This is a genomic window from Agrococcus sp. Marseille-Q4369 (assembly GCF_018308945.1).
Classification (GTDB): domain Bacteria; phylum Actinomycetota; class Actinomycetes; order Actinomycetales; family Microbacteriaceae; genus Agrococcus.
Map to the genome: position 1 here is coordinate 2,055,114 of NZ_CP070501.1, position 21,584 is coordinate 2,076,697.

The 21,584-nt window shown below is 67.7% G+C and carries 14 protein-coding genes and 1 riboswitch; of the genes, 6 read left to right on the top strand and 8 right to left on the bottom strand.

What is annotated here, in order from left to right; genetic code table 11:
- Nucleotides 1-125: 125 nt before the first annotated feature.
- The 6 genes from JSQ78_RS10340 to JSQ78_RS10365 form a co-directional block, all read right to left on the bottom strand.
- Entirely contained in the window at nt 126-1,802 is a 1,677-nt protein-coding gene (locus tag JSQ78_RS10340) for an HNH endonuclease signature motif containing protein (RefSeq protein WP_211447394.1), read from the bottom strand.
- 160 nt (nt 1,803-1,962) lie between these two features.
- Nucleotides 1,963-2,787, bottom strand: a complete 825-nt coding sequence (locus tag JSQ78_RS10345) for a MetQ/NlpA family ABC transporter substrate-binding protein (protein WP_211447396.1) — start codon at nt 2,785-2,787, stop codon at nt 1,963-1,965.
- Between the two features lie 9 nt (nt 2,788-2,796).
- Nucleotides 2,797-3,624, bottom strand: coding sequence for a methionine ABC transporter permease (locus tag JSQ78_RS10350; protein WP_211447398.1), 828 nt, complete (start codon nt 3,622-3,624; stop codon nt 2,797-2,799).
- A complete protein-coding gene (locus JSQ78_RS10355) occupies nt 3,621-4,601 on the bottom strand; it encodes a methionine ABC transporter ATP-binding protein (RefSeq protein WP_211447399.1) in 981 nt (326 codons plus the stop codon). Before JSQ78_RS10355 ends, JSQ78_RS10350 begins: the two co-directional genes overlap by 4 nt.
- A 127-nt stretch (nt 4,602-4,728) precedes the next feature.
- Entirely contained in the window at nt 4,729-5,724 is a 996-nt protein-coding gene (locus JSQ78_RS10360; RefSeq protein ID WP_211447401.1) for an HNH endonuclease signature motif containing protein, read from the bottom strand.
- Nucleotides 5,725-5,781: 57 nt separating this feature from the next.
- Nucleotides 5,782-7,155 carry a DNA cytosine methyltransferase gene (locus tag JSQ78_RS10365; RefSeq protein ID WP_211447403.1) on the bottom strand — a complete coding sequence of 458 codons (1,374 nt, stop codon included), beginning with the start codon at nt 7,153-7,155 and terminating at the stop codon, nt 5,782-5,784.
- An 18-nt stretch (nt 7,156-7,173) separates the two neighbouring features.
- Here JSQ78_RS10365 and JSQ78_RS10370 point away from each other — a divergent pair, with 18 nt between their 5' ends.
- The 5 genes from JSQ78_RS10370 (at nt 7,174) to JSQ78_RS10390 (ending at nt 17,256) form a co-directional block, all read left to right on the top strand.
- Nucleotides 7,174-8,160 carry a NaeI family type II restriction endonuclease gene (locus JSQ78_RS10370; RefSeq protein ID WP_211447405.1) on the top strand — a complete coding sequence of 329 codons (987 nt, stop codon included), beginning with the start codon at nt 7,174-7,176 and terminating at the stop codon, nt 8,158-8,160.
- A gap of 5 nt (nt 8,161-8,165) precedes the next feature.
- Nucleotides 8,166-10,187, top strand: coding sequence for a hypothetical protein (locus JSQ78_RS10375; protein WP_211447406.1), 2,022 nt, complete (start codon nt 8,166-8,168; stop codon nt 10,185-10,187).
- A complete protein-coding gene (locus JSQ78_RS10380; RefSeq protein ID WP_211447408.1) occupies nt 10,184-11,116 on the top strand; it encodes a hypothetical protein in 933 nt (310 codons plus the stop codon). The genes JSQ78_RS10375 and JSQ78_RS10380 overlap by 4 nt, the downstream gene beginning before the upstream one ends.
- Nucleotides 11,117-11,137: 21 nt before the next feature.
- Nucleotides 11,138-16,564, top strand: a complete 5,427-nt coding sequence (locus JSQ78_RS10385) for a DEAD/DEAH box helicase (protein WP_211447410.1) — start codon at nt 11,138-11,140, stop codon at nt 16,562-16,564.
- A 74-nt stretch (nt 16,565-16,638) separates the two neighbouring features.
- Nucleotides 16,639-17,256 (top strand): PD-(D/E)XK nuclease family protein, encoded by a 618-nt coding sequence (locus tag JSQ78_RS10390; protein ID WP_211447411.1) that lies wholly within the window; start codon nt 16,639-16,641, stop codon nt 17,254-17,256.
- A 659-nt stretch (nt 17,257-17,915) separates the two neighbouring features.
- On the opposite strand, the gene JSQ78_RS10395 is transcribed toward JSQ78_RS10390, so the two are convergent.
- Nucleotides 17,916-19,304: an LLM class flavin-dependent oxidoreductase gene (locus JSQ78_RS10395; RefSeq protein ID WP_211447413.1), complete on the bottom strand. Its 1,389-nt coding sequence runs from the start codon at nt 19,302-19,304 to the stop codon at nt 17,916-17,918.
- Nucleotides 19,301-20,698: an MFS transporter gene (locus tag JSQ78_RS10400; protein WP_211447415.1), complete on the bottom strand. Its 1,398-nt coding sequence runs from the start codon at nt 20,696-20,698 to the stop codon at nt 19,301-19,303. Before JSQ78_RS10400 ends, JSQ78_RS10395 begins: the two co-directional genes overlap by 4 nt.
- A gap of 90 nt (nt 20,699-20,788) precedes the next feature.
- Nucleotides 20,789-20,876, bottom strand: a riboswitch (SAM riboswitch).
- A gap of 142 nt (nt 20,877-21,018) precedes the next feature.
- On the opposite strand from JSQ78_RS10400, the gene JSQ78_RS10405 reads away from it, so the two are divergent.
- Nucleotides 21,019-21,573, top strand: a complete 555-nt coding sequence (locus JSQ78_RS10405) for a KwaA family protein (protein WP_211447416.1) — start codon at nt 21,019-21,021, stop codon at nt 21,571-21,573.
- The last annotated feature ends 11 nt before the right edge of the window (nt 21,574-21,584 follow it).

Sequence of the window (21,584 nt, forward strand, 5' to 3'; positions counted from 1 at the left end):
CGCAGACGGGTGTCGACTGGCGTCACGAGGGGAGTGCATCCCTCAAGCATGCCCGTCCTGCGCCGCGAGGAGGGGCACGCGCGGTGCACGCGCCGCACCGGCGGCCGTCCGATCAGCACGACCGATCAGCGGCGCAGCACGATCCCGGGTCTCGGCAGCAGATCGATGCGGGCTCGGTGGTCGCGAGCACGGCCGTGCCGCTCGTGCATCGCGCCCAGCCGCCGTTCGGTCACGCTGCCCGGGCGCCGATGCCGTCGCGGCGGTCGTGCGGCAGGTGCGAGGCGTCGCTCGACGCCGCGCCCGGGAAGCTCGGGGAGCTTGACCGCGAGCGAGGCGGAGGCGGCAGTGGGGAGGCTTCGCGTGCCCACGGGCTCCATCGCCCGCTCGACCGCCGGGTGGGCGGCGCCGGGCATAGCGAGGAAGGCGGTGCGGAGACGCGCGGGCTGGAGCTCCGGCACGATGCGCCACTGACCGGGCTCCGGCCCGGCCTTCTCGACCCGCAAGCGACCGGCGTGGATCTCGTGGTGATGGTACTCGCAGACGAGGATGCCGTTGTCGACGTCGGTGAGGCCGCCGAGCTGCCAGGGGATGATGTGGTGGGTCTGGGTCCAGGCGACGGGCATGGCGCAGCCCGGCACGCGACAGCCCTTGTCGCGCTTGGCGAGGGCGAGCTTCTGCGCCCGGGAGAACAGGCGCTTGGAGCGGCCGAGCCAGAGCGGGTGGTCGTGCTCGTCGACGATCATGTGATGGATGACGCTGTGGCACAGGAGCTCGTCGACCCGCTCGATCGGCACGAGACAGCCGGTGTGCTCGATCGTCACCGTGCGCTCGGAGTGGCAGACGTCGCGCACGTACGCCTCGTAGGCCTCGACGGTGCCGGTGAAGACGAGCGTCGGGGTTTCGCCGCCGGTGATCGGCGCGTCGCCCGAGGCGGCGTGCGCCTTGACCATGGCGATGATCGCGTCGTGCCCCTTCTGCTCCGGCGTGCGGTCGTCGAGCGATGCCTCGGCGGTGCTGCAGTCGGCGCCGTCGCAACCGCCCTGCGCGCAGCTCTCGTCGTGGAAGGCGACCTTCGCGCGCGGGCCGGTGTATGCATCGATCAGCGCCTTGAGCGCCGAACCGTCCTCGGCCGGGGAGCGGATGGTCGTGAGCCATGACCCGTCGAGCTGCTGTCGGATGCGCAGCGACCGCAGCGCCCGTTGCCGCTCGTCGTTGGGCAGCACCCCGTCAGGATCGAGGAGCGCGACGCAGCGGCGAGCGAGCACCGTGAGCTGCTCGGGCGGTAGCGGCATGGCCGGGTCGGTCGCATGCCGGACGAGCGTCTGCTCTGCTAGGGCGAGCTGCTCCACGTCCGCGCGGGGAGCGGCCGGGGCGAGCGTGGTCACGATCGCGTGCGCCTGCGCGAACGACAGCTCGCCGTCCGTGAGCGCGGCCGCGACTGCGGGGTAGCTCGCGGGGATGTCGGCGCCGGTGAGTCCCATCGACGGCGAGGTCGCGCGCGCCATCGCGAGCAGCTCTTGGGCTCGGCCGGGGCGGATACCGAAGGCGCGACCGACCGCCTCCTTCGCGTGGCGGGCTCCGAGCAGCAGGTACAGCGGCTCGTCGTCGGTCGGGCGCTGCGAGCGCTCCTCGATCTCGTGGGCGAGCCGCACTTGCAGCGCTTCCACGACCCGGCCCAGCTCGGCGACGCCGCCGAGCATCTCGATCATCTCGACGTCGGACGCGCGAGGAAACGATGTGGCGCCGGCGAGCAGCGCGCGAGCGGCCTCGACGGCCGCCCTGACCTGCTCGGTGCTCGACATCGCTGCCTCCCTCGCGAGGAGGCTAGATGGGGCCACCCACATCCACTCCCGACCTCGTTGCGCGAAGACTACGGGTGACCACTGACACGCGTCCGGGCGCCGAGACGACGACCGCGCCGCGTGCTCAGAGCACGCGGCGCGGTGAGAGGAAGGCGGTCGGTCAGCCCGCGATCGGGACGATCAGGCCGCCCCACGTGTCGAGCATGTACTGCTGCGTCTCCTCCGCCGTGAGCAGCTCGTAGAGCTTCGCGATGCGCGGGTCGCTCTCGAGCTCGGGCGTCGTGGCGAGGATGTTGAAGTACTCCGAGTCGTCGCCCTCGGTGAGGATCGCCTGCTCCTGCGACAGGCCCGCGGGGAGCGCGAACGAGGCGGTGACGAACACCGCGTCGTTGTCGGGGATCGCGAGCGGCAGCGTCGCATTCTCGACCTCGGTGAAGCGGAAGTTCGAGGGGTTCGCGGTGATGCCGTCGAGGTTCGTCGCGCCCTCGGCGATCTCGATGAGCCCCTCGGCCGCGAGGATCTCGAGCGCACGCGCCTCGTTGGTCGGGTCGTTCGGGATGGCGATCGTCGCGCCCTCGCCGAGCTCGTCGATCGACGTGATCGAGTCGGAGTAGAAGGCGGCGGCCGGCAGGTAGACCTCGCCGACCGAGACGAGGTCGCCGCCCGCCTGCGAGTTGTAGGTCTCCATGAACGTCGAGTTCTGGAAGAGGTTCGCTTCGGTCGAGCCGTCGGTGAGCGCGGGGTTCGGGGTGTTGTAGTCGGTGAACTCGACGTACTTGATGTCGAGACCCTCCGCATCCGCGAGGTTCTCGTCGACCCAGTTGAGGATGTCGCCGGCCGGCACGGGGAGCGCGCCGACGCGGACGGTGCCGAGCGAGCCGTCCTCGGGGGCGGCGGTGTCGGCGGCGCCGGAGGAGCACGCGGTGAGCGCGACGACGGTCGCGCCGGCGGCGAGGGCGGTGAGCAGGGTGCGGCGGTTGGCCATGGGTGGTTCCTATCGGGTGGGGGAGTCGGTGTCGCCGCGGGCCGGATCCTGGCGGGCGGGCGCGGAGACGATGGATGCGTCGTCGAGGTCGAGCGCGGCGCGCTCGTTCCGTCGGGCGGTGCGGCCGGCGGCGGGGGTGGCGCCGCTGAGGCGTCGTGCGAGCCGAGTGAGCAGCCACTGCACGACCTGCACGATGACGAACAGGATGATGACGACGAAGACGATGTGGAGCGCGCTGTAGCGCTGCATGCCGTAGGTGAGGGCGACGTTGCCGAGGCCGCCGCCGCCGACCACGCCGACCATCGCCGAGAAGTTGATGATCGAGGTGACGGTTGTGGCGGTGCCGAGCGCGATCGCGGGCCACGCCTGCGGCAGCAGCACGCGCCGCACGACGAGCCAGCGGGAGGCGCCGAGCGACTCGGCCGCCTCGAACAGGCCCGGGTCGACCTCGCGCACGGCGATCTCGACGACGCGCACGAAGAAGGGGATCGCGACGAGCGTGAGCGGCACGATCGCGGGGCCGGTGCCGATGAACGAGCCGAGCAGCCAGCGCGTGACCGGGATGAGCGCGATCATCAGCACGATGAACGGCACCGAGCGGCCGAGGTTGACGACGAATCCGAGCACCGCGTTGATCGCGCGGCCGAGCCAGCGCTGCCCGAGCGGCGCCTCGAGGAAGCGGCCCGGCTCGGTGCCGACGAGCACGATGCCGAGCGGCAGCCCGACGACGAAGGTGATCGCCATCGCGATCGCCGTCATGTAGAGCGTCTCCCACGTGCCCTCGAGGAGCACGGCGAAGAGCTGCGGCCAGAACTCCGGCGCGGCGGGGTCGATCATGCCGTCACTTCCCAAGCGGTGATGCCCTGCGCCCGCAGCGACGTGAGCACTTGCGTCGTGGACGCATCCGGCACCGCGAGCCGCGTGCGGCCCGCTTGCACGCCCGCGACGTTCTCGATCGCGGCGCCGAGGATCGACAGGTCGATCTCGAAGTCTCGCGCGAGCTGCGCGATGACGGGGCGGTCGGCCGAGAGGTCGGCGTAGGTGATGTCGACGATCGAGTGACCGGGGATGCGGTGGGCCTCGCCGACGGGGAAGAGCTCGGCAGCGACGCGGCTGCCGGGCGTCGTGATGAGCTCGGCGAGGCGGCCCTGCTCGACGACGCGGCCCTGCTCCATGAGGGCGGCGGAGTCGCAGATGCGCTTGACGACGTCCATCTCGTGGGTGATGAGGAGCACGGTGAGGCCGAGCTCGCCGGACAGGCGTTTGATGAGGTCGAGGATCTGCCGGGTCGTCTCGGGGTCGAGCGCGCTCGTCGCCTCGTCGCTCAGCAGCACGTCGGGCTGCGAGGCGAGCGCGCGGGCGATGCCGACGCGCTGGCGCTGGCCGCCCGAGAGCTGCGCCGGCCGGTCGTTCGCGCGGTGGGCGAGGCCGACGAGGTCGAGCATCTCGAGCGCGCGGCGGCGGCGCTCGTCGCCCTTGACGCCGACCGCCTCGAGCGCGAACTCGACGTTCTGCGCGACGGTGCGGTTGCCGACGAGGTTGAAGTGCTGGAAGACCATGCCGATCTTGTGGCGGGCCTGCCGCAGCGCCGCGCCGTCGAGCCCGGTGATGACGGTGCCGTCGACGGTCACGGTGCCGGAGTCGGGCCGCTCGAGCGCGTTGACGGTGCGCAGCAGCGTCGACTTTCCGGCGCCCGACTGGCCGACGACGCCGAAGATCTCGCCGCGCCGCACCTCGATCGAGACGTCGTCGAGCGCGACGACGGCGTCGGGGCCGTCGCCGAAGCGTCGGCTGACGTGGTCGATCGTGATCATGGAACTCCAAGCGGGGCGCGGTCAGCGCCCTAGCGGTGTGGTGGATTCGCCCGTCGCGGATGACGGGCTATCAGACATTGTGTCGCGGATGCGTCGCTCAGGCGAGCATGTGACGTTCCGTGACGCTTCAGCGAGCAGCGACTGCTCGTTGAGCCAGGTCGTGCTGCGCCCAGTGCTCCTTCAGCCAAAACTTATGGGCATCTTTGAGCCGCGATGCGAGCGGCGATCCCTCAAGCCCTCGATAGCTCTCGGACGCGAACGCGGGCTCGCGCATTCGGAGCCGCCAGGTGTCCGGTTCGACTCCGATCAAGCCTTCATCGAATAGTCGATGAAGGTCCCGCCGCATCAGCAGACCACCATGCTCCCGGTGTTGACCGACCTTCGCGTACGAGTAGAGGTGCGCCGCTTCGAGCGCCTCTTGAGGAGCCGGACCCGATACGACGCATGATGCGCCGAAGTCCCTGAGCAGGGCCGTCCGGAACTCGGCCTGACCGATCCGCACGCGGACCGTGCGCTCTCGATGTCCGTGCCGCACGCCTTCCCATCCAAAATCTGTCCGCGCGAGCTTGACCGATTGGAGGAGCAGCGGCCCGAGCGCCTGGACGGTGCGCGCTCTATGCAGTTCCCGGATGCTGTGCTGTGAGTCCGGGGAGATACACAAGGGGCGGAGCTCAGCTGCCAATAGCGCTGCGCCGTCCAATGGAATCCAACCCGGTTCGTGGAACGTCGAGTACGTCCGAACCGGTACCACCTCGGCCTGGGGTTCATCGAACTCGAAGCCGCAGCCCGTCTGGCAGCGGTAGAGCGGTCGTCGATTCGACCGGCGCTTGATGCTTGTCGTGAGGCACCGTGGACACTTGTAAAGCGTCTTCATGGCGCTGCTCTGGTCGATCCGATCGATGATCGATACACCGACAGCCGCGACTTTGTCCCAGACGAGCACCACATCACCTTCCCGGAGGTGCTTCGTATTGGGCACTCTGTCATCCGACTCGTAGCGGGATGACGGATCATCGTTGTATCCGGCGTGGCCGCCGAATGACCGGGCGGCCCCGGCCGCAAGACATAGCCACATCCGGCGGTCGCCGAGGCGTTCACGCAGGGTTGCCTCGAGGTCGGCCATGACAAGACTATATCCGGTCACGATTCGCCGACCGCAAATCGACCCAAGCTAAAGAGCTCAGCTGACGCGATTCCGGTGTTTCTCGAAGTACTGCCTCCGCGCGTGCTCGCCCTGCCCGACGAATCCCTTGAAGTCACCGAGTCGGTACCGCGTGCCGCCAGGCCCGTCTTCGACTAGTAGTTCGAAGTCGTTAGAAAGGCTCGCGAGCCGACGCTCGACTGCGGCCACGTTTCCCAAGGACTCCGCCTTCACCAACGATTCGATCGACACGAAGTCCCGGGCATTCGCGAGAGCCGTGTAAACGGGGTCATGAACGTTCCTTTGCCCAGAGGAGAGTTCGCTGGAGGGCTCGCCGACTCGCATTAGGGCGTCAGCAATTGCGCCGCCGACTGCTCGGGCCACGGGCGGGGGGAACGCGTTCCCGATCTGGCGGTACTGCGACGTCTTGCGGCCAGCAAACGCCCAGTTGTCGGACTCGCTCCAGCCTTGCAGTCTCGCGACCATCTCAATCGTCAGTCGTGGCATGACCTCACGCGGGCCGGGAGCATCTGGGCCGGGTGCGGAGTCTGCGACGCCCTTGCCGTCGACGAAGAGCTCTCGCCAGGCTTGCTTCGCTCGGGTTGGTCCTAGGTCGGCACCGCCATGCTTCTTGCTTCCACCGACCAAAGTCGGAGCGATCCCATTCGCGAGCTGCGCCCACTCGTCGGCATAGGGCCAGCCGTTCGCAGCCATCAGGTCCCGGAGCAACGGACCGACATTTCGATCGCGCGGCTGTGGCGTCGGCCAGTGAAAGTACGGCGCATCCTCGGGGCGCAGCGCCACCAGAATGAAGCGGGGCCGCAGCTGAGCAACCCCGAAGTCGGCGGAGTGCAGCAAGCGCCAATCGGCGATGTAGCCCAGGGCCGACAGTCGATCGATCACGCGTTGCCGGTAACCGGAGAAGCGGCTCGCCGCCAGCCCGCGCACATTCTCAAGCAGCACGGCGCGGGGCTTCATGACGGCAACCTGCTCAACAGCCCAGGCAAATAGGTCACGCTCATCGTTCGATCCGAGCTGCTTGCCGGCGATCGAGAACGGGGGACAGGGGACTCCCCCAGCGAAGAGGTCAACGCCTTGGAAATCGGCAGGCGACCAGACTTCCGGGTCGGCGACGTCACCGACCGCGACCTCGATCCTCAGGTTGCTCCGCAGGGTGTCGGCCGCAGTCGGGTCGAGCTCGACCGCGAACAAATGGTGGAAGCCGGCTTCCGTCAGCCCCAGCGCCTGTCCGCCCGCGCCCGCGCAGATCTCGACGGCAGTGAAGCGATTGCTGTCAGTTCTCAACGCGGGCCCTTCCAAGCGATCGAATGTGTGTTCGATCTTAGACCGATTCGGGAGCAGCGCAAGTGTGACACGCGCTCGTTGCGGATTGTGGCCCTGAGGCTTGCTCATGTGGGGTACGTTGAGGTGGTGTTGGCCATCGACGGTCCTGATCCCCAGCTGGACCTGGTTCGTGAGGCGCTGCTCCGTGCCGATCCGACGGCGGAGCGATGGGGCCGGGTGTTCCGACGCAGCTTCGACCAGATCTACGACGGCGTGCATACCGGTCGGTACAGCATCGACCAGCTGTCGAAGACCGAGAAGGCGCACCTTGGTTCGGTGGTCGAGATCGCCATACGGCGCGAATTCGATGACGTGATCGAGGACGGAGATCGGCTCGATTACAAGATCGGCGGTGTCGACGTCGACTGCAAGTTCAGCATCGCGTACAGCTGGATGATCCCGCCGGAGGCGGACGGCCAGATCCTGCTGATTGTCACCGCCAACGATCCGGACTGCGAGTTCGCGGTAGGGCTTATAAGAGCCAGCGGCTCGAATCTCACCTCCTCCGTCAACAGGGATCGCAAGCGGCAGATCTCCAAGTTTGGCCGCGGAGCGATCGACTGGCTCTGGCATGGCGAGCTCCTGCCGCCGAACGTCCTCCTAGAGCTTGAGGACGACGAGCGCGAACGGATCTTCGCGGGCAGGTCTGGCCAGCAGCGCGTCAACGAGTTGTTCCGCATCGCCCAGGGTCGCCGGGTGAGTCGCAACGTGGTCGCCACCGTGGCGCAGCAGCACGATTACATGAAGCGAGTCAGGGCCAACGGTGGGGCGAGGACCGCGCTGGCAGCCGACGGGATTGCGATCTTTGTCGGCGACTACCGGCCGCAGCGCCGAGCTGCCGAGGCGCTCGGGCTGCCGGTTCCGTTGGCGGGTGAGTTCGTCAGCGCTCGTCTGACTCCCGCAGAGCCGGACGATCCGAATGTCGTCGAGCTCGGTGGCTCGGCGTGGCGGCAGTGGACGCCTGGGGATGGAGAACCGAAGCCGCTTCCGCCGACGAAGGGCAACAGGGCGATCGACCGGGATGCGCAAGGGCATTGGCCGACCCTACTGACAGCAATCGACCCGGTCGGCTGACGCGCATGGAACAGCGGCCTCCGGAGAGCTTCGATGACTGGCAGCAGTGGATCGAAGAGGAGTACCTGCGAACGTCCGGTCCCGTATTGCTGTTCGCGGACGACGAGTCGTTCGAACGGCGACTCGGGAGCGGTGGCATCTACGCCGCAGCGGCGCTCGCCGCAGCCGTCCGCTCACGCATCGACCTCCGAGCGTCCCGAGCCTTCGACCCGCTCAAGCCTGCCGCGGATGCCTGGCGGCGCTCGTCCCAGGCTTGTCCGCCTCCTGTTCTGCCGGTGCTGCTCCTCAGCGTCTACGCCGCAACGCGCATGCATACGAACGAGAAGTTCACCGCTCACAACTACTACGACCGGCTTGCCGAGGCGGTCGTCCTCGGTGACACGGATCACGATCCAGCAGCAATCCGCACGACGCTTTCGGAGGGCTTTCCTCAGGTGGCAGACTGGTGGCGTCTGCTCCACGGATGGATCGAGAACGGGGCTGGTTCGCGAGGGAAGTCCACCATCCGTTCGCACCCGCGGCTGACGAGGATCGGCTATCCGTTGTCGCAGGCGATAGTCCGGGAGGCGGATAAGGCCGCGCTGACCCAGTTCTTCGAGCGCAGCCTTACCGTCCATGACGCGGTACCAGATGTCGATCGGCTCGTGCTGCTTCTGCAGCTTTGGGCCGGCCGACGGACCGAGCTCGGCGCCGCGTTCCGGCATGCGCTTGGTTCCCGCCTATCTACCGATGAAGACGCGGCGAGCCTGGCGCGAATGTTGGGCGAGATCGTCGCAGAACTCGCTGCAGCTTGGGACGGCATCGTCCGTACGAATGATGGGCGCCAGAGGCTCCGGTTGCGCGTCGTGCTCGACTTCGACCGATGGGAGCGGTCATGGCGCGTATTTGGGCCGACCGGGCCAACCGTGTTGACGGCAGTGGTCGGGGATGAGTCGGTCGAGCTGACGAAGGACGACGAGTCCGGCTACTACTTCGGAACGGAGCTGCCGTCAGGCGACGACCTCTTGCTGAGGAACGGCTGGAGTGTGCTTGCGGGCGCCGCGCGCCTCGTCCACCGCGGGGCAGATTTCCTCTTGTTCCGAGCGGACCGACATCTGGGCGCATGGTCGTCGGTCGAGAGCCTGATCCCATTCGAAGCCCACGCACTTGCTGTCGCCCGCCGCCTCGCACCTGTCGTGCACGATGCGTTGCGCGACGCAGGCGTGGAGTTCGCATTAGCTCCGGAAGCCAGCGCAGCAGAGCTGGTACCCGGCTACGAGCTCTTCTTGTACGTCACTGTGCTGGATGTCGGTATCTGGGAAGACGCGATGCGCCGGGCCGACCTGGCAGATGTGGAGGAGCTTTCCATCGAGCTCGCGGGTCGGCCTCGTTTGGTGAACGGCCTCCGGGCTCCCGCCTTGCTCGGCCCTCGCGCGTACATCGAGGGCGCGGCACCGGACCTCCTCATCCCCGCGGGCATCGAGCCGCGCGCGGTGGAGGTGAGCCTAAATGGAGTCCGGCAGGTGTTTCAGCAGAGCAGTGTGGGCAGGGAGCTCTCCCGGATACCGATGGGAAGCGGCCCGTATCGCCTCGTTGTCGAGAACACTGAGCTCGACTTCGAGATACTCTCGCTCGACGAGCTCGCGCACGCACTGGGAGACGGACGCTTCGCACAGGCGAATGACTTCTCCAGCCTTCAGCCAGATGCGCTGTGCCGAACGGGCGCGCGAGCGCCAGAGGCGCGCCGCGGCCGCGACCGCTACTGCTGGCTTATGGAGGACGATTCGGTCCGCGAATTCGCCGAACCCGACGAGCCTGCTCTGCTCGACGCACTCGGCTTGCGGGGGGCGGGGGTATTCACGCCCCAGGTCCCGCCGGGCGCCATCTGGCTCGCGTCGAGCCGCCGAGGTCGTTGGTTCTGCGACCCGATAGAAGAAGCTCTTAGCGGTTTCGACACCGAGTTTGATGTCCCGGCGCTCTGGACTCGGCGGGCCCGCAGCGAAATGGCCGGGGCGTTCTGGGCGCGGCAGCTAGGAGAAAGCAGATGACCCAGCCGCATCCTGGCGAACTCCTCCTTGGCTGGATGAGCGCTCACGCCACCGGCACCATCCTCGTGCTGACGCAGCGCATCCTCTGGCTCTCGAAGGTCCGCGACCTCGACGTCGACGCGGGCACTGCCCGCCGACTGATGCGCTATATGGCAGCACTGGGCTACATCGATATGGACTGGGCGACGGGCCGCTGGAGGATGATCCGTCCGACCGTGGTCCTGTTGCCGGACTCCGATGGTACGGCCATCATCACCGGCGCGGCTGCCCCCCAGTTTCTGGCGAGATCGGCGATCGAGCCGGTCCTCTCTGAGCCGGTCACGAGGGGGGCTGGTCCGATCGGAGCTCTGCTGCCGCGGCTTCGGGCCCTGCAGGTCGATGACAGCGTTGACTTCGCCAACGAGGTCCGCGATGCCGGCCTTGCTTGGGCCGGCGACTTCGCTCGACGCGCCTTATCGTCACTCAGCCCGATCATGTTGGCCGAGAGGTCCGCACCGCCCGCCAGCGGAAGCCCGGTCGAAGAACTCGTGTCGTCGCGCCCGCGCACATGGCGCATTGCGTCGAATTGGGAGTTGGAACGGGGCCCGGGCTTGTATCGCCGCTCCGGCCTCGGTCGCCCGGTGCACCTTTACAAGAGCGAGGGCCGTTGGTGGAAGACCGACCTCGCTGCTGGGCTCGCGCTCGAACTCCACCGCCGCGGTGAGCAGTTCCTTGCCTGGTCCCCCGAGAAGGGGCGGGGGCGCGGCCACGTCGGGCGCCTCTCAGTGAGTCGGGGGGCGTTGCTGCCTCCCCAACATGAACGGGCCGCCGTGCTGTGCAGCGGTGTCGCTCCTAGCCAAAACTCCGAAGCGCTCGTCTACGAGAACGTCCCGCGAACCGTGGCCCTGCGGATTGCGGCATCACTGCACCAGCCCTTGGTCCCTGACTGAGCGGACCCAAAAGGAGAGATCATGGCCGATCACCGAGCGGTTTCCGCCTTCGGCGCCTTCGACAAGCTGCGCGACGCCTACATGCGCTACTACGACACACCATTCGGGCTCGCACTCCCTCAGCTCGAGCACGAACGACGGCGACTCCTCGACCGCGACGGGGGCGTATACCGAGATCCGCTCCTCGAAGTCCGGCCTGAGTACGCGACGGTGGGCCGCTCGCTCATTGACTCGGTCAGGGAAGCGGGTGCCGTCGAGGAGCTCGCGGAGTTTGCGCAGCAGGGACTGCTGCCGCCGGGGCGCGCGTTGTACGGCCATCAGGAGGCGGCTCTGAAGGCTGGTGTTGCTCCGGGTGAGCACATGGTGATCACTGCCGGAACGGGGTCGGGCAAGACCGAGTCGTTCATGCTTCCGCTCCTCTCGAGCCTGCTGGAGGAGTCGCGGTCGTGGGCTCCGACCGCGGGACATCGCCGTGAGAAGTGGTGGGACTCGCTGACCCGCAAGTTCGAACCCCAGCGAGGGGTCGAGGAGCGGCGACACGTCGCGACGCGCGCCATCGTGCTCTACCCCATGAACGCGCTTGTAGAGGATCAGCTTGTGCGCATGCGGCGGGCGCTCGATAGCGACGGCGTCCGCGGCTGGTTGGACGAGCACCGAGGAGGGAACCGCCTCTACTTCGGTCGCTATACAGGCGCGACACCAGTCTCCGGTGACCCGGGGAACGCGAACAGGCTCAACGATCTCCGGCGGTGGATGCGGGCGACTGAGTCGAGGTCCGAGCGCGCGGCAGAAGTAGCAGATCGCACCGGCAACGACGACGTCCGATACTTCGTACCGCGGTTCGACGGGGCCGAGATGCGCTCGCGCTGGGACATGCTCGCATCCCCCCCTGACGTCCTCATCACGAATTACTCGATGCTCAACGTGATGCTGCTCCGAGACCGTGACAACCGCTTCTTCGAGAGCACTGCGGCGTGGCTCGAAGATCCGGCGAACCGCTTCACCCTGATCGTCGACGAGCTCCACAGTTACCGCGGCACAGCGGGCAGTGAGGTCGCGTACCTCGTGCGAGCCCTGAAGAGCCGCCTCGGGCTCAGTACGCGTCCCGAGCAATTTCGGGTGCTCGCGGCTTCGGCGTCGCTCACCCCCGAGTCTGACCGCGATTACCTCGAGAGCTTCTTCGGCGTCGACGGCAACGCGTTCACCTTCATCGAGGGGACTCCTCGCGAAGCGAAGGACGTCAACCTCACGTCGTCCGACCTCGAGCTGCTCGAGACATTGGAGGGCGAGGCGCTCACCGCGCATGTTGTCTCCCGCGGCCTCGGTGATGCGTTCCGCTTCCGATCAGGCGGTCAGGCGCTCACCGCGAGCGGGATGGCGGAGCGTCTGTTCCCCTCGGTGGCCAGCGAGCGAGGTGCGACCGCGGTGCGCAAGCTCGTGGGGGCGTTCGGGCAGCTGGACGCCACGCAAGCGCCCCGGCTTAGAGCTCATCTGTTCTTCCGGAACGTGGCGGGGATGTGGGCGTGCAGCGATCCGGAGTGCAACGCCATGCAGACGACCCGGGATCCCGATCGGACGGTGGGACGGCTGTTCGCCGAGCCTTTGACGCGATGCCCCTGCGGCGCTCGAGTACTCGAACTCCTGTATTGCCAGACTTGCGGCGACGTCTTCCTTGGAGGATTCACCGCGGAGGGCGCGGCCTCGAAGCCGCTGGTCGACGCGCACCTGCTGGCTGACGTCCCAGAATTGGCGAAGCTTCCGGACCAGGCGACGCTCGCTCGCACAGCGGCGAACTACGTCGTGTACTGGCCGCGGCCAGAGGCCTCCCTTCCGAACATTGACAAGGCGACATGGCAGCGCTCGTCGTCGCACGGTAAGCACAAAGTTAAATTCAGGTTCGTGCGCTCGGTCTACACGCCATTCGACGGCCGTCTCATCAACAGAGCCATCGGGAGCACGGGGTGGAGCTTCCACGCCGAGCCGGTCGCGGGAAGCGAGCTCGAAGCGGCTGCGCTCTCACCGTTCCCGAATGTCTGCCCCGCGTGCGGCGACGACTGGGAGCTGACATCAGTCCAAGGGAAGGGCGCTCTTGCGCTCACTGATCCACTTCGACAGCGTTCGCCCATCAGGGCGATGAGGACTGGTTTCGAGAAGGTGAACCAGATCCTCACGACCGAGCTGATCAACGAGCTTCCCGCGCCGGAGCGGAAGGTTGTCGTCTTCACGGACTCCCGGCAAGACGCCGCGAAGCTCTCCTCGGGCATGTCCCTGCGGCACTATCAGGACTTGCTGCGCCAGATCCTGATAGAGCAGACCCGGCGCGCGCCACTGACGACGGCGGATCTCGATCTCGCAAAGGCACACCTCGACATCGAGAGGCGTTCCGCGGACACGCTCGCCGCGACGCAGCGTCTGCGCGAGAAGGACCTTGTCAGATACACCGCGCTGCGCGACGTCTGGGACGGATTCGGGACGAGTTCGGATGAGTCGGGTCTTCGCGCAGCGTTCACCGCTCCGCTTTCACTGGCGGACCTCTCGCAGCTGGTCTTCCGCGAGCTCTTGGCTCTGGGCGTCAACCCAGGCGGCCCGAAAGCGTCGCTGCAGAGCTCACAGCCTCAGGGCGGAGGCGTCGGAGGCGAGCATTGGACACTCCTCTTCGACTGGTCCGGCGATCAACCCCGGATGGCCGAGAAACTCAGCGCCGCGCAGAGCGTGCTGATCGAGAAGATCGAGACCGAGCTGCAGAGGGAAGTCGTCGATGCGCTGTTCTCGGGGGCGGGACGGGACGTCGAGAGCCTCGGCCTCGGATGGATCACCGCGCTGACAGATGTCGGCCCAGCCGACGAGCAGGAGCTCGGCGCAGGCGTGCTCAGAGCCTCCCTGCGAGTCCTGGCGCAGTTGAAGCGGTTCACAGGCGTCAGGGATGGGCGCGACGAGCCGCCCGCGCGGCTCAAGAAGCACTGGCGTGCTGTGGCGGAAGCCGCAGGTACTGACTTCGACACAATCGAGTCGGTCTTTCGCGCGAAGAGCTCCTCGGCTGTGAGCGACTACCTGATCGACCCCGCCCAAGTCACCCTTCGGGCGGCTCAGCCGGACGCGTGGGAGTGCACCAGATGCAAGCGGCCTCACGCAAACCGGGCGGCCGGTAGGTGCACGCGTTGTGATGCTCGGCTCCCGGCTTCCGCGGGACCGCTCGAGCCGGAGGCTGACTACTACGCCTGGAAGGCGCTGCGCGCGGACGGTCGATTTCGCCTTACAGCGGCTGAGCTCACGGGTCAGACCGATCGAGTCGATGCGCAGACGCGTCAAGCACGCTTTCAAGACGTCTTCTTAGAGGGGGAGACGGAGCGGACCCACGGCATCGACTTGCTCTCTGTCACGACCACGATGGAAGCCGGCGTCGACATCGGAGCGCTCTCCGCTGTCGTCATGGGCAACATGCCACCGACCCGCTTCAACTACCAGCAGCGAGTCGGGCGCGCGGGACGACGCGGCTCGCCCGTCGCCATAGCGCTTACGGTTTGTCGAGGAAGATCGCACGACGAGCACTATTTCCAACATCCCGAGCAGATCACCAATGCGCCGACGCCGCCGCCCCAGCTCGTGCTCGATCGCCCGCAGTTGTTCGATCGCGCGCTGCGCAGCGGCGTCCTCCGCGCAGCTATGAGCGCGCTCGCACGGGTACACGACGGCATCGAATGGACGACGAACGCGCATGGGGCGTTCGGTCGGGTGGAGGACTGGCACTCAAAGTTGCAAAAGCCCTTGGGGGAGTGGCTCTCGCAGAATCAGGCGAGTGTGAACGCGCTCGCACTGGCGCTCTCTGATCGGTCTGCCGTTGACCACGCGGAACGCTCGCGCCAGGTGTCCAACAGCCTCCTCGATGACATCGCGAAAGCCACAGCCGGCGTCGGTCACGAAGACCTCAGCCAGCGGCTGGCGGAGCGCGGCCTCCTGCCGATGTTCGGCTTTCCGACCGGCGTGCGCAACCTCTACCTAAGTCGGCCAAAGCCAAGCCAGGAGTGGCCGCCGACGGCCACGGTGGACCGTGATGAGGCCATGGCGGTCAGCCAGTTCTCGCCTCTCAGCGAGATCGTCCGCGATGGCAGGGTGCACAGGGTGGTCGGCTTCGCCCACTTCCGCCCGGTAGGACCCAAAGTGGAACCGGCCGCAGACCCGCTCGGCGCCATGCGGCAACTCGCGCTCTGCCAGCATTGTGCGTATGTCGAAGAAGTGATCAAAATGCCTGGCGAGTCCGACACGTGCCCCATCTGCGGCGCAGCTCCCGGCCCCTTCAGAGCGGTGCGCATGCACTCGCCTCTCGGCTACCGTGCCGGCGACCGGCCGACCGACTTCGACGGCCAGTTCTCCTGGTCGACGCGCGCCATGGCGGCGCGGGCACACACCGAGCTGAGCCAGCTCAGCAGTCGCCAGAGCGGGATAATGAAGGTCGCGTACGGCGCAGGCGACCGATACACGGTCAACGACAACGGCGGCCGTCAGTTCTCGGTGCGTCAAGCCTCGGAGCAAGCGTGGTGGGGCGGTTTCGTCTCCGATGAAGCGGTTAGGGCGGGTGAGCTGCCCAGCAGCTCCGCCGTTGGGGAGGCCTTCAACATCGCGCTAGGCACGCGGCAGCCGAGCGACTTGCTGTTCGTCGGCTGCGAACGCCCGGTCTTGGAGACCGGTGGCCTTCGGTTCGATCTCCGTGGCGGCATCACGCAGTTGTCCGGCTGCGATGAACCGCACCAAGGGCGCCGGGCTGCCTGGTTCTCGCTTGCTTTCCTCCTGAGAAAGGTCGGGGCCACGCTCCTCGACGTGAACCCTCTCGAGTTCAACGCGGGCATCTACACCACGCAGGGGCCGACTGGAGCCGGCACCTACGCGTTCCTCGCTGACACGTTGGAGAACGGTGCAGGCTTCAGCACCCAGCTCGGGGGAGCGTCGTTCGACGCACTCGTCGAGGCTGTGTCGCATGCCATCGAGGAGTTCCAGCGACCAGAACACGCGGATCTGTGCGGAGCCTCGTGCTATTCATGCCTACGCGACTTCGGAAACCTCGCCTACCACGCACTCCTCGACTGGCGCCTGGCGCGTGATCTCTGGCTGACGTTGAGTACCGGCTCGCTCGCGCCGGATCTCGAGCGTGAGCGCCGGGCGATCGCCGCGTGGGCGAAAGCGGCCGGCGGAACGTTGACGGAACTGGACGGCGTCGCAGCGGCTCGCTACTTCAACAAAAAGCATGGTGGCTCCATTGTTGTCGTGGCGAAGCACCCGCTAGAGGCGATTGAGGATGCAGGAGCACAGCGCGAGCGGCTTCGCCATGCGTTCGAGCAAGCGAACTTCGCATCGGAGCCGCCGATCGCGATCCTCTTCGCGGACACATTCTCGCTTGATCGGGATCCAAGACTCATCGAACAGATGACAGAGCAGGCTGTAGCTGGAGCATGATTACCTTGGCGGGCCCGGGGGCGTGGCTTACTGCCACGGGCTCCGCCCGGGCGATCGCCTGCCCTGCATCCCTCGTGGACTCGGGTCCGCCGCTGCGCTCCTTCGAAGCGTCGGCCGCAACGGCCGGTTCTGTAGTCCACGCCGCGCTGCAGCTCTGGTTGGAGCGCGAGTCCTGGACGGGGAGCGAGCCGCTGACTGCGCTGCGGTCGGCGCTGAAGGCGGCGGAGCTCTCGCTCGATACGCGGCTTATGGCACTTCCATCAGGCGGTCGCGCATTGCAAAGCCTCCGCTCGATCGCCACGCATCTGTCCGAGCTCCTCGTGGTAGAGGGAGCGCGATCGCAAGACCTGAGCGTCGAAGTCCTGCTGGTATCGCGGGTCGACCGCTTCTGGGGAGTGCCCGACCTGGTGGTCGAAGCGACGCGCACCTTGATCGTGGACTTCAAGACAGGGCTGCAGACCGCCCAGGCCTCCGAAGCCGCACAGCGGCAGTTGATGTTCTACGCGCACCTGCTGCGGTCCCAGACAGGTCGGGCCGCCGACGAGCTGGTTGTGCTCTCACCCGCGCGCGCAGATCGAGTCCGCTGCGATGAGAAGGAGGTCGAGCTGTACATCGAGCGCCTGCGATCGCTTCGCGAGACGAGCTCCCGCAACGCCGCACCGGAGCAAGGCTTGTGCACATACTGCCGATAAGTCCACCACCCCGGGGGACGCAACCCCACAAGCCTGTATGCGATGCCCGCATCGCGCCGATGTAAAGCAGGTCCTCCCATCGTGGTGAGGAGCCGTCGACGTCGCTGAGCACGACGACGTTAGCCTCGAGCCCCTTGTGGGCGTGCACGGTGCCCCACGGTGTCGGCGCGTGGGACATCACCTGCAACGCGGTCTGCCCCGGCCCGATCGAATCGCCCATGACGGCCGGCGCCGCATACGGCGTCGACGATTCACGGTGCGGCGCGTGGCCGCGCCAGTCGAGGTCGCCGCCGCGGTGACCTGCCGCGTGGGACCCGACTTGGGCTACACCACCGGAACCGCCATGCACGTCGACGGCGGCTACGTGATGGCCCGACCTAGGCGGCTGGATCGCAACGGGCCCCGCGAGCTCCTGCACATCGGCTCGGCGCGTCGCATCCCGGCGCGTGCGCACCGCAATCCCCGCGGTCATGCAGGAGCTCCCTTGCGGTTATTCGGCGGCGCAGCCCGCGGCAAGCGAGGGAGGCCGGTGCGGGCGAATCGGCGCCGACGCCGATCGGCTGAGCCGATCGTCCGCAAGCTCTCGGAAAGCAACGGAGTCTCGATCGCGATACGCCGACGAGCGCTTCGAGACCTACGCCCGCCGACGCCCTGGCGTCCTAGGCGGCCTGCGCCGTGGCCCGCCGGAAACGCGCCCCCCAGTGATCCACCGGGAGCTGCGCCCCAGCCCCCGTCAGCGCCTCCCGCAGCGTCCGCCCCTTCGGCTCGTCGCTTGCCTCGGTGAGCAACCCGCGCCGCCGCAGCTCCGGCGTCACGAGGTCCACGAACCGCTCGATGTCTGCCGGCCGCACAGCCGCCGTGATGTTGAACCCGTCGACTCCCGACTCCTCGCGCCAGCGCTCGAGCTCGTCCACGACCGTGGTGGGGGAGCCGACGATCACCGGGCCGCGGCCGCCGATCGCGACGAATTCCGCGAGGTCGCGCACCGTCCACTTCCGGCCGGACGAGAGGGTCGTGAAGGACGCGAGCGCCGAGTGGTTCGCCTCCGTCTGCACGTGCTCGAGGGTCGCATCGGGGTCGAGGCCTGAGAGGTCGACGCCGGTCCAGCCGCCGAAGAGCGCGAGCGCGCCCTCGATGTCGACGTGCTGCCGATACTCCTCGAGCCGCGCCTGCGCCTCCTCATCGGTCTCGGCGACGATCACGGTCGCGATCGTCAGGATGCGCACCGCATCCGCCGACCGTCCACGCTCGACGAGCCCCTCGCGCACGCCGTCGACCCAGCGCCGCACGAGCTGCGGCGTCGACCCCGAGAAGAAGATCGCCTCGGCGTGGTCGAGCGAGAACGCCTGCCCGCGGCTCGACGCGCCCGCTTGGAAGAGGTAGGGCGTGCCCTGCGGCCCTGGGTGAGCGAGCGCATAGCCCGGCACCTTGAACCACTCGCCCTCGTGCTCGATCGGGTGCACGCGGTCGGGATCGACCCAGACGCCCGACTCCTTGTCGGCGACCACCGCATCCGGCTCGAACGAGCCCTCGAAGAGCTTGTACATGACCTGCATGTACTCGTCGGCGCGGTCGTAGCGCACGTCGTGCGGCAGCTGCTTGTCGTAGCCGAGGTTGCGCGCGGCCGAGTCCTGGTAGGACGTGACGATGTTCCACGCGATGCGGCCGCCGGTGAAGTGGTCGAGCGTCGTGAGCGTGCGCGCGAGCAGGTAGGGCGACTCGTAGGTGACCGACGCCGTGACGCCGAAGCCGAGCCGCTCGGTGACCGCCGCCATGGCCGGCACCGCGACGAGCGGGTCGAGCACCGGGTACTGCACGCCGCCGCGCGCGGTCGCCTCGATGCCGTCGCCGTAGACGTCGTAGACGCCCGGGATGTCGGCGAGGAACAGCGCCGAGAAGCCGCCGCGCTCGAGCGTCTTGGCGAGGTCCGTCCAGTACGCGAGCTTGTCGAAGTCGCGCGCCTGCGACTCAGGGTGCCGCCAGAGTCCCGGCGACTGGTGGTTGGGCACGAGCATCTCGAAGGCGCTCAGCAGCAGGGGGCGGGTCATCGTGCGGTCCTCTCGGTGGTGGCGAGCGCGGGCTCGGCCTCGGTCGGGGTGGTCTCGTGGTCGGAATCAGGGCGGATGCGCTCGGTCGCGCCGTGCAGGTCGCCCAGGTCGGTGCCGGGCCGGTCGCGCGCGGGGTCGGCGGCGAAGAGGGCCGCGACGATCGAGAGCGCCGCGAGCACTGACAGGTAGCCGGCGATGAGCCACGGCTCGTTGCCGCCCGCCGAGAACAGCAGCGCTGCGATCATCGGCATCAGCCCGCCGCCGAGCACGGAGCCGATCTGGTAGCCGAGGCTCACGCCCGAGTAGCGCACGTGCACGGGGAACTGCTCCGCGAACCACGCAGCCTGCGGCCCGTAGACCGAGTCGTGGGTGATGTTCACGCCGATCACGACGATGAGCGGCAGCAGCGCCAGCGGGCCGGCGTCGAGGAAGGCGAAGAGCGCCCAGCCGAAGACGCCGATGGCGGCGTAGCCGAAGATCGAGACGCGGCGGCGGCCGACGCGGTCGGAGAGCCAGCTCCACAGCGGCGTCGCGACGAGGCCCAGCGCCGAGGCGATCATCACGGCGGTGACGCCCGAGGTCGTGTCGCCGCGTTCGCTCGAGAGGTAGCTGAGCATGTAGACGGTGATGAGGAAGTAGACGGCGTTCTGGCCGAGCCGCAGGCCAATCGTGATGAGCAGCGGGCGGCGGTGGTTGCGCAGCAGCTCGGCGACCGGTGCGCGCGTGACGCCGGTCGAGCGGTGCTGCTCGAACTCGGGCGCATCCTCGACGCCGAGCCGGATCCACAGCCCGAAGGCGACGAGCACCGCCGAGATGAGGAACGGGATCCGCCAGCCGAAGTCGGTGAACTGCTCGGCGCTGAGCGTCTGCTGCACGATGAAGAAGGCGCCGGTCGCGAGCAGCATGCCCGCGGAGGAGCCGAGCTGCGTGAACGAGCCGAAGAGCCCGCGATGCCTGGCGGGCGCGTGCTCGACGCTCAGCAGCGCCGAACCGCCCCACTCGGCGCCCGCCGAGAGGCCCTGCAGCACGCGCAGCACGATGAGCGCGCCGACCGCCCACCAGCCGATCGTGGCGAAGTTCGGCAGCAGCCCGATGATCGTCGTCGCGACGCCCATGAGCAGCAGCGAGGCGACGAGCAGCGACTTGCGGCCGATGCGGTCGCCGAGGTGACCGGCGATGATGCCGCCGAGCGGCCGCACGACGATGCCGACGGCGAGCGTCGCGAACGATGCGATCGTGCCGGCGAGCGCGCTGCCCTCGGGGAAGAACTGCGTGCTGAAGATGAGGGCGGATGCGGTGCCGTAGAGGTAGAAGTCGTACCACTCGATCGTGGTGCCGACGAAGGAGGAGGCGAGCACGCGCCGTCGTTGCGCGCCCCGGTCGATGCTGGTCATGCGGTCGTCCTCTCGTAGCCCAAGGGAGCCGCATCCGGGCACGCCAAGCGCGCTCGGTCGATGCCGGCCAGTGCCGGTGTCGATGCGGGAGATCCATCGGTCCTGGCCGAAGCACCCGCGCGATCACGGGTTGCTGCGGCGTCGTTGAGCCAGGTCTCTCAGCCGCTCTGGATGGTGTGCTCTCAACGTAGGAGCGGCTGGCGGGGGCTGCACGGGTGCGGCGTCATGGACGGTAACAGAGCGGGCGCGCGTGCGAATCTCCAGTCCGCCCACAGGTCCGACTTGTCGGCGGTGCGGGATAGGTTGCACGAGGAGGTGCTATGGACAAGAGCTTGAGGGTGCGCAAGAACATCCAGGCGGCAACTCAGATTGCTGCGCTCGTCTCGAGCGCTATCGCGCCTATGTTCGCAGTTCTGACGATCCGGCTGCTGCCTGCTGCGACGCCATGGCTGTGGGTTTGCATCGTCATCACGGTTGCGGGACTGCTCGGCGGTCTGTACTTGAGGTACTTGGCAGGGGGGCGTCCCGCGGAACCGAAGATCACACAGGTCGCCGCCGCCGATGGTGAAGCGATCACCTACGTCGGGTCGCTACTGCTCCCTCTAGTTGCTGCAACGACCCCATCGCTCAACGACGCAGTTGCATACTTGGCGGTTACTGTCGTTTTTGTTGTGATCTTGTTCCAGACGCGCGCGCTTGCTGTCAACCCCGTGCTATACCTTCTCGGTATCAAGGCCTGGAAAGTGAAGGCAGACACCATCCCTGGGGGCGAGATGATCTTGCTCGGCCGCAATGAGCCGCGCGAAGGAGAATCGTACGCGGTACTGGTGGGTCGCTTCAGCTTGTTCGAAGATCGAAAGGCAAGCACAACTTGAACGCAGATGCC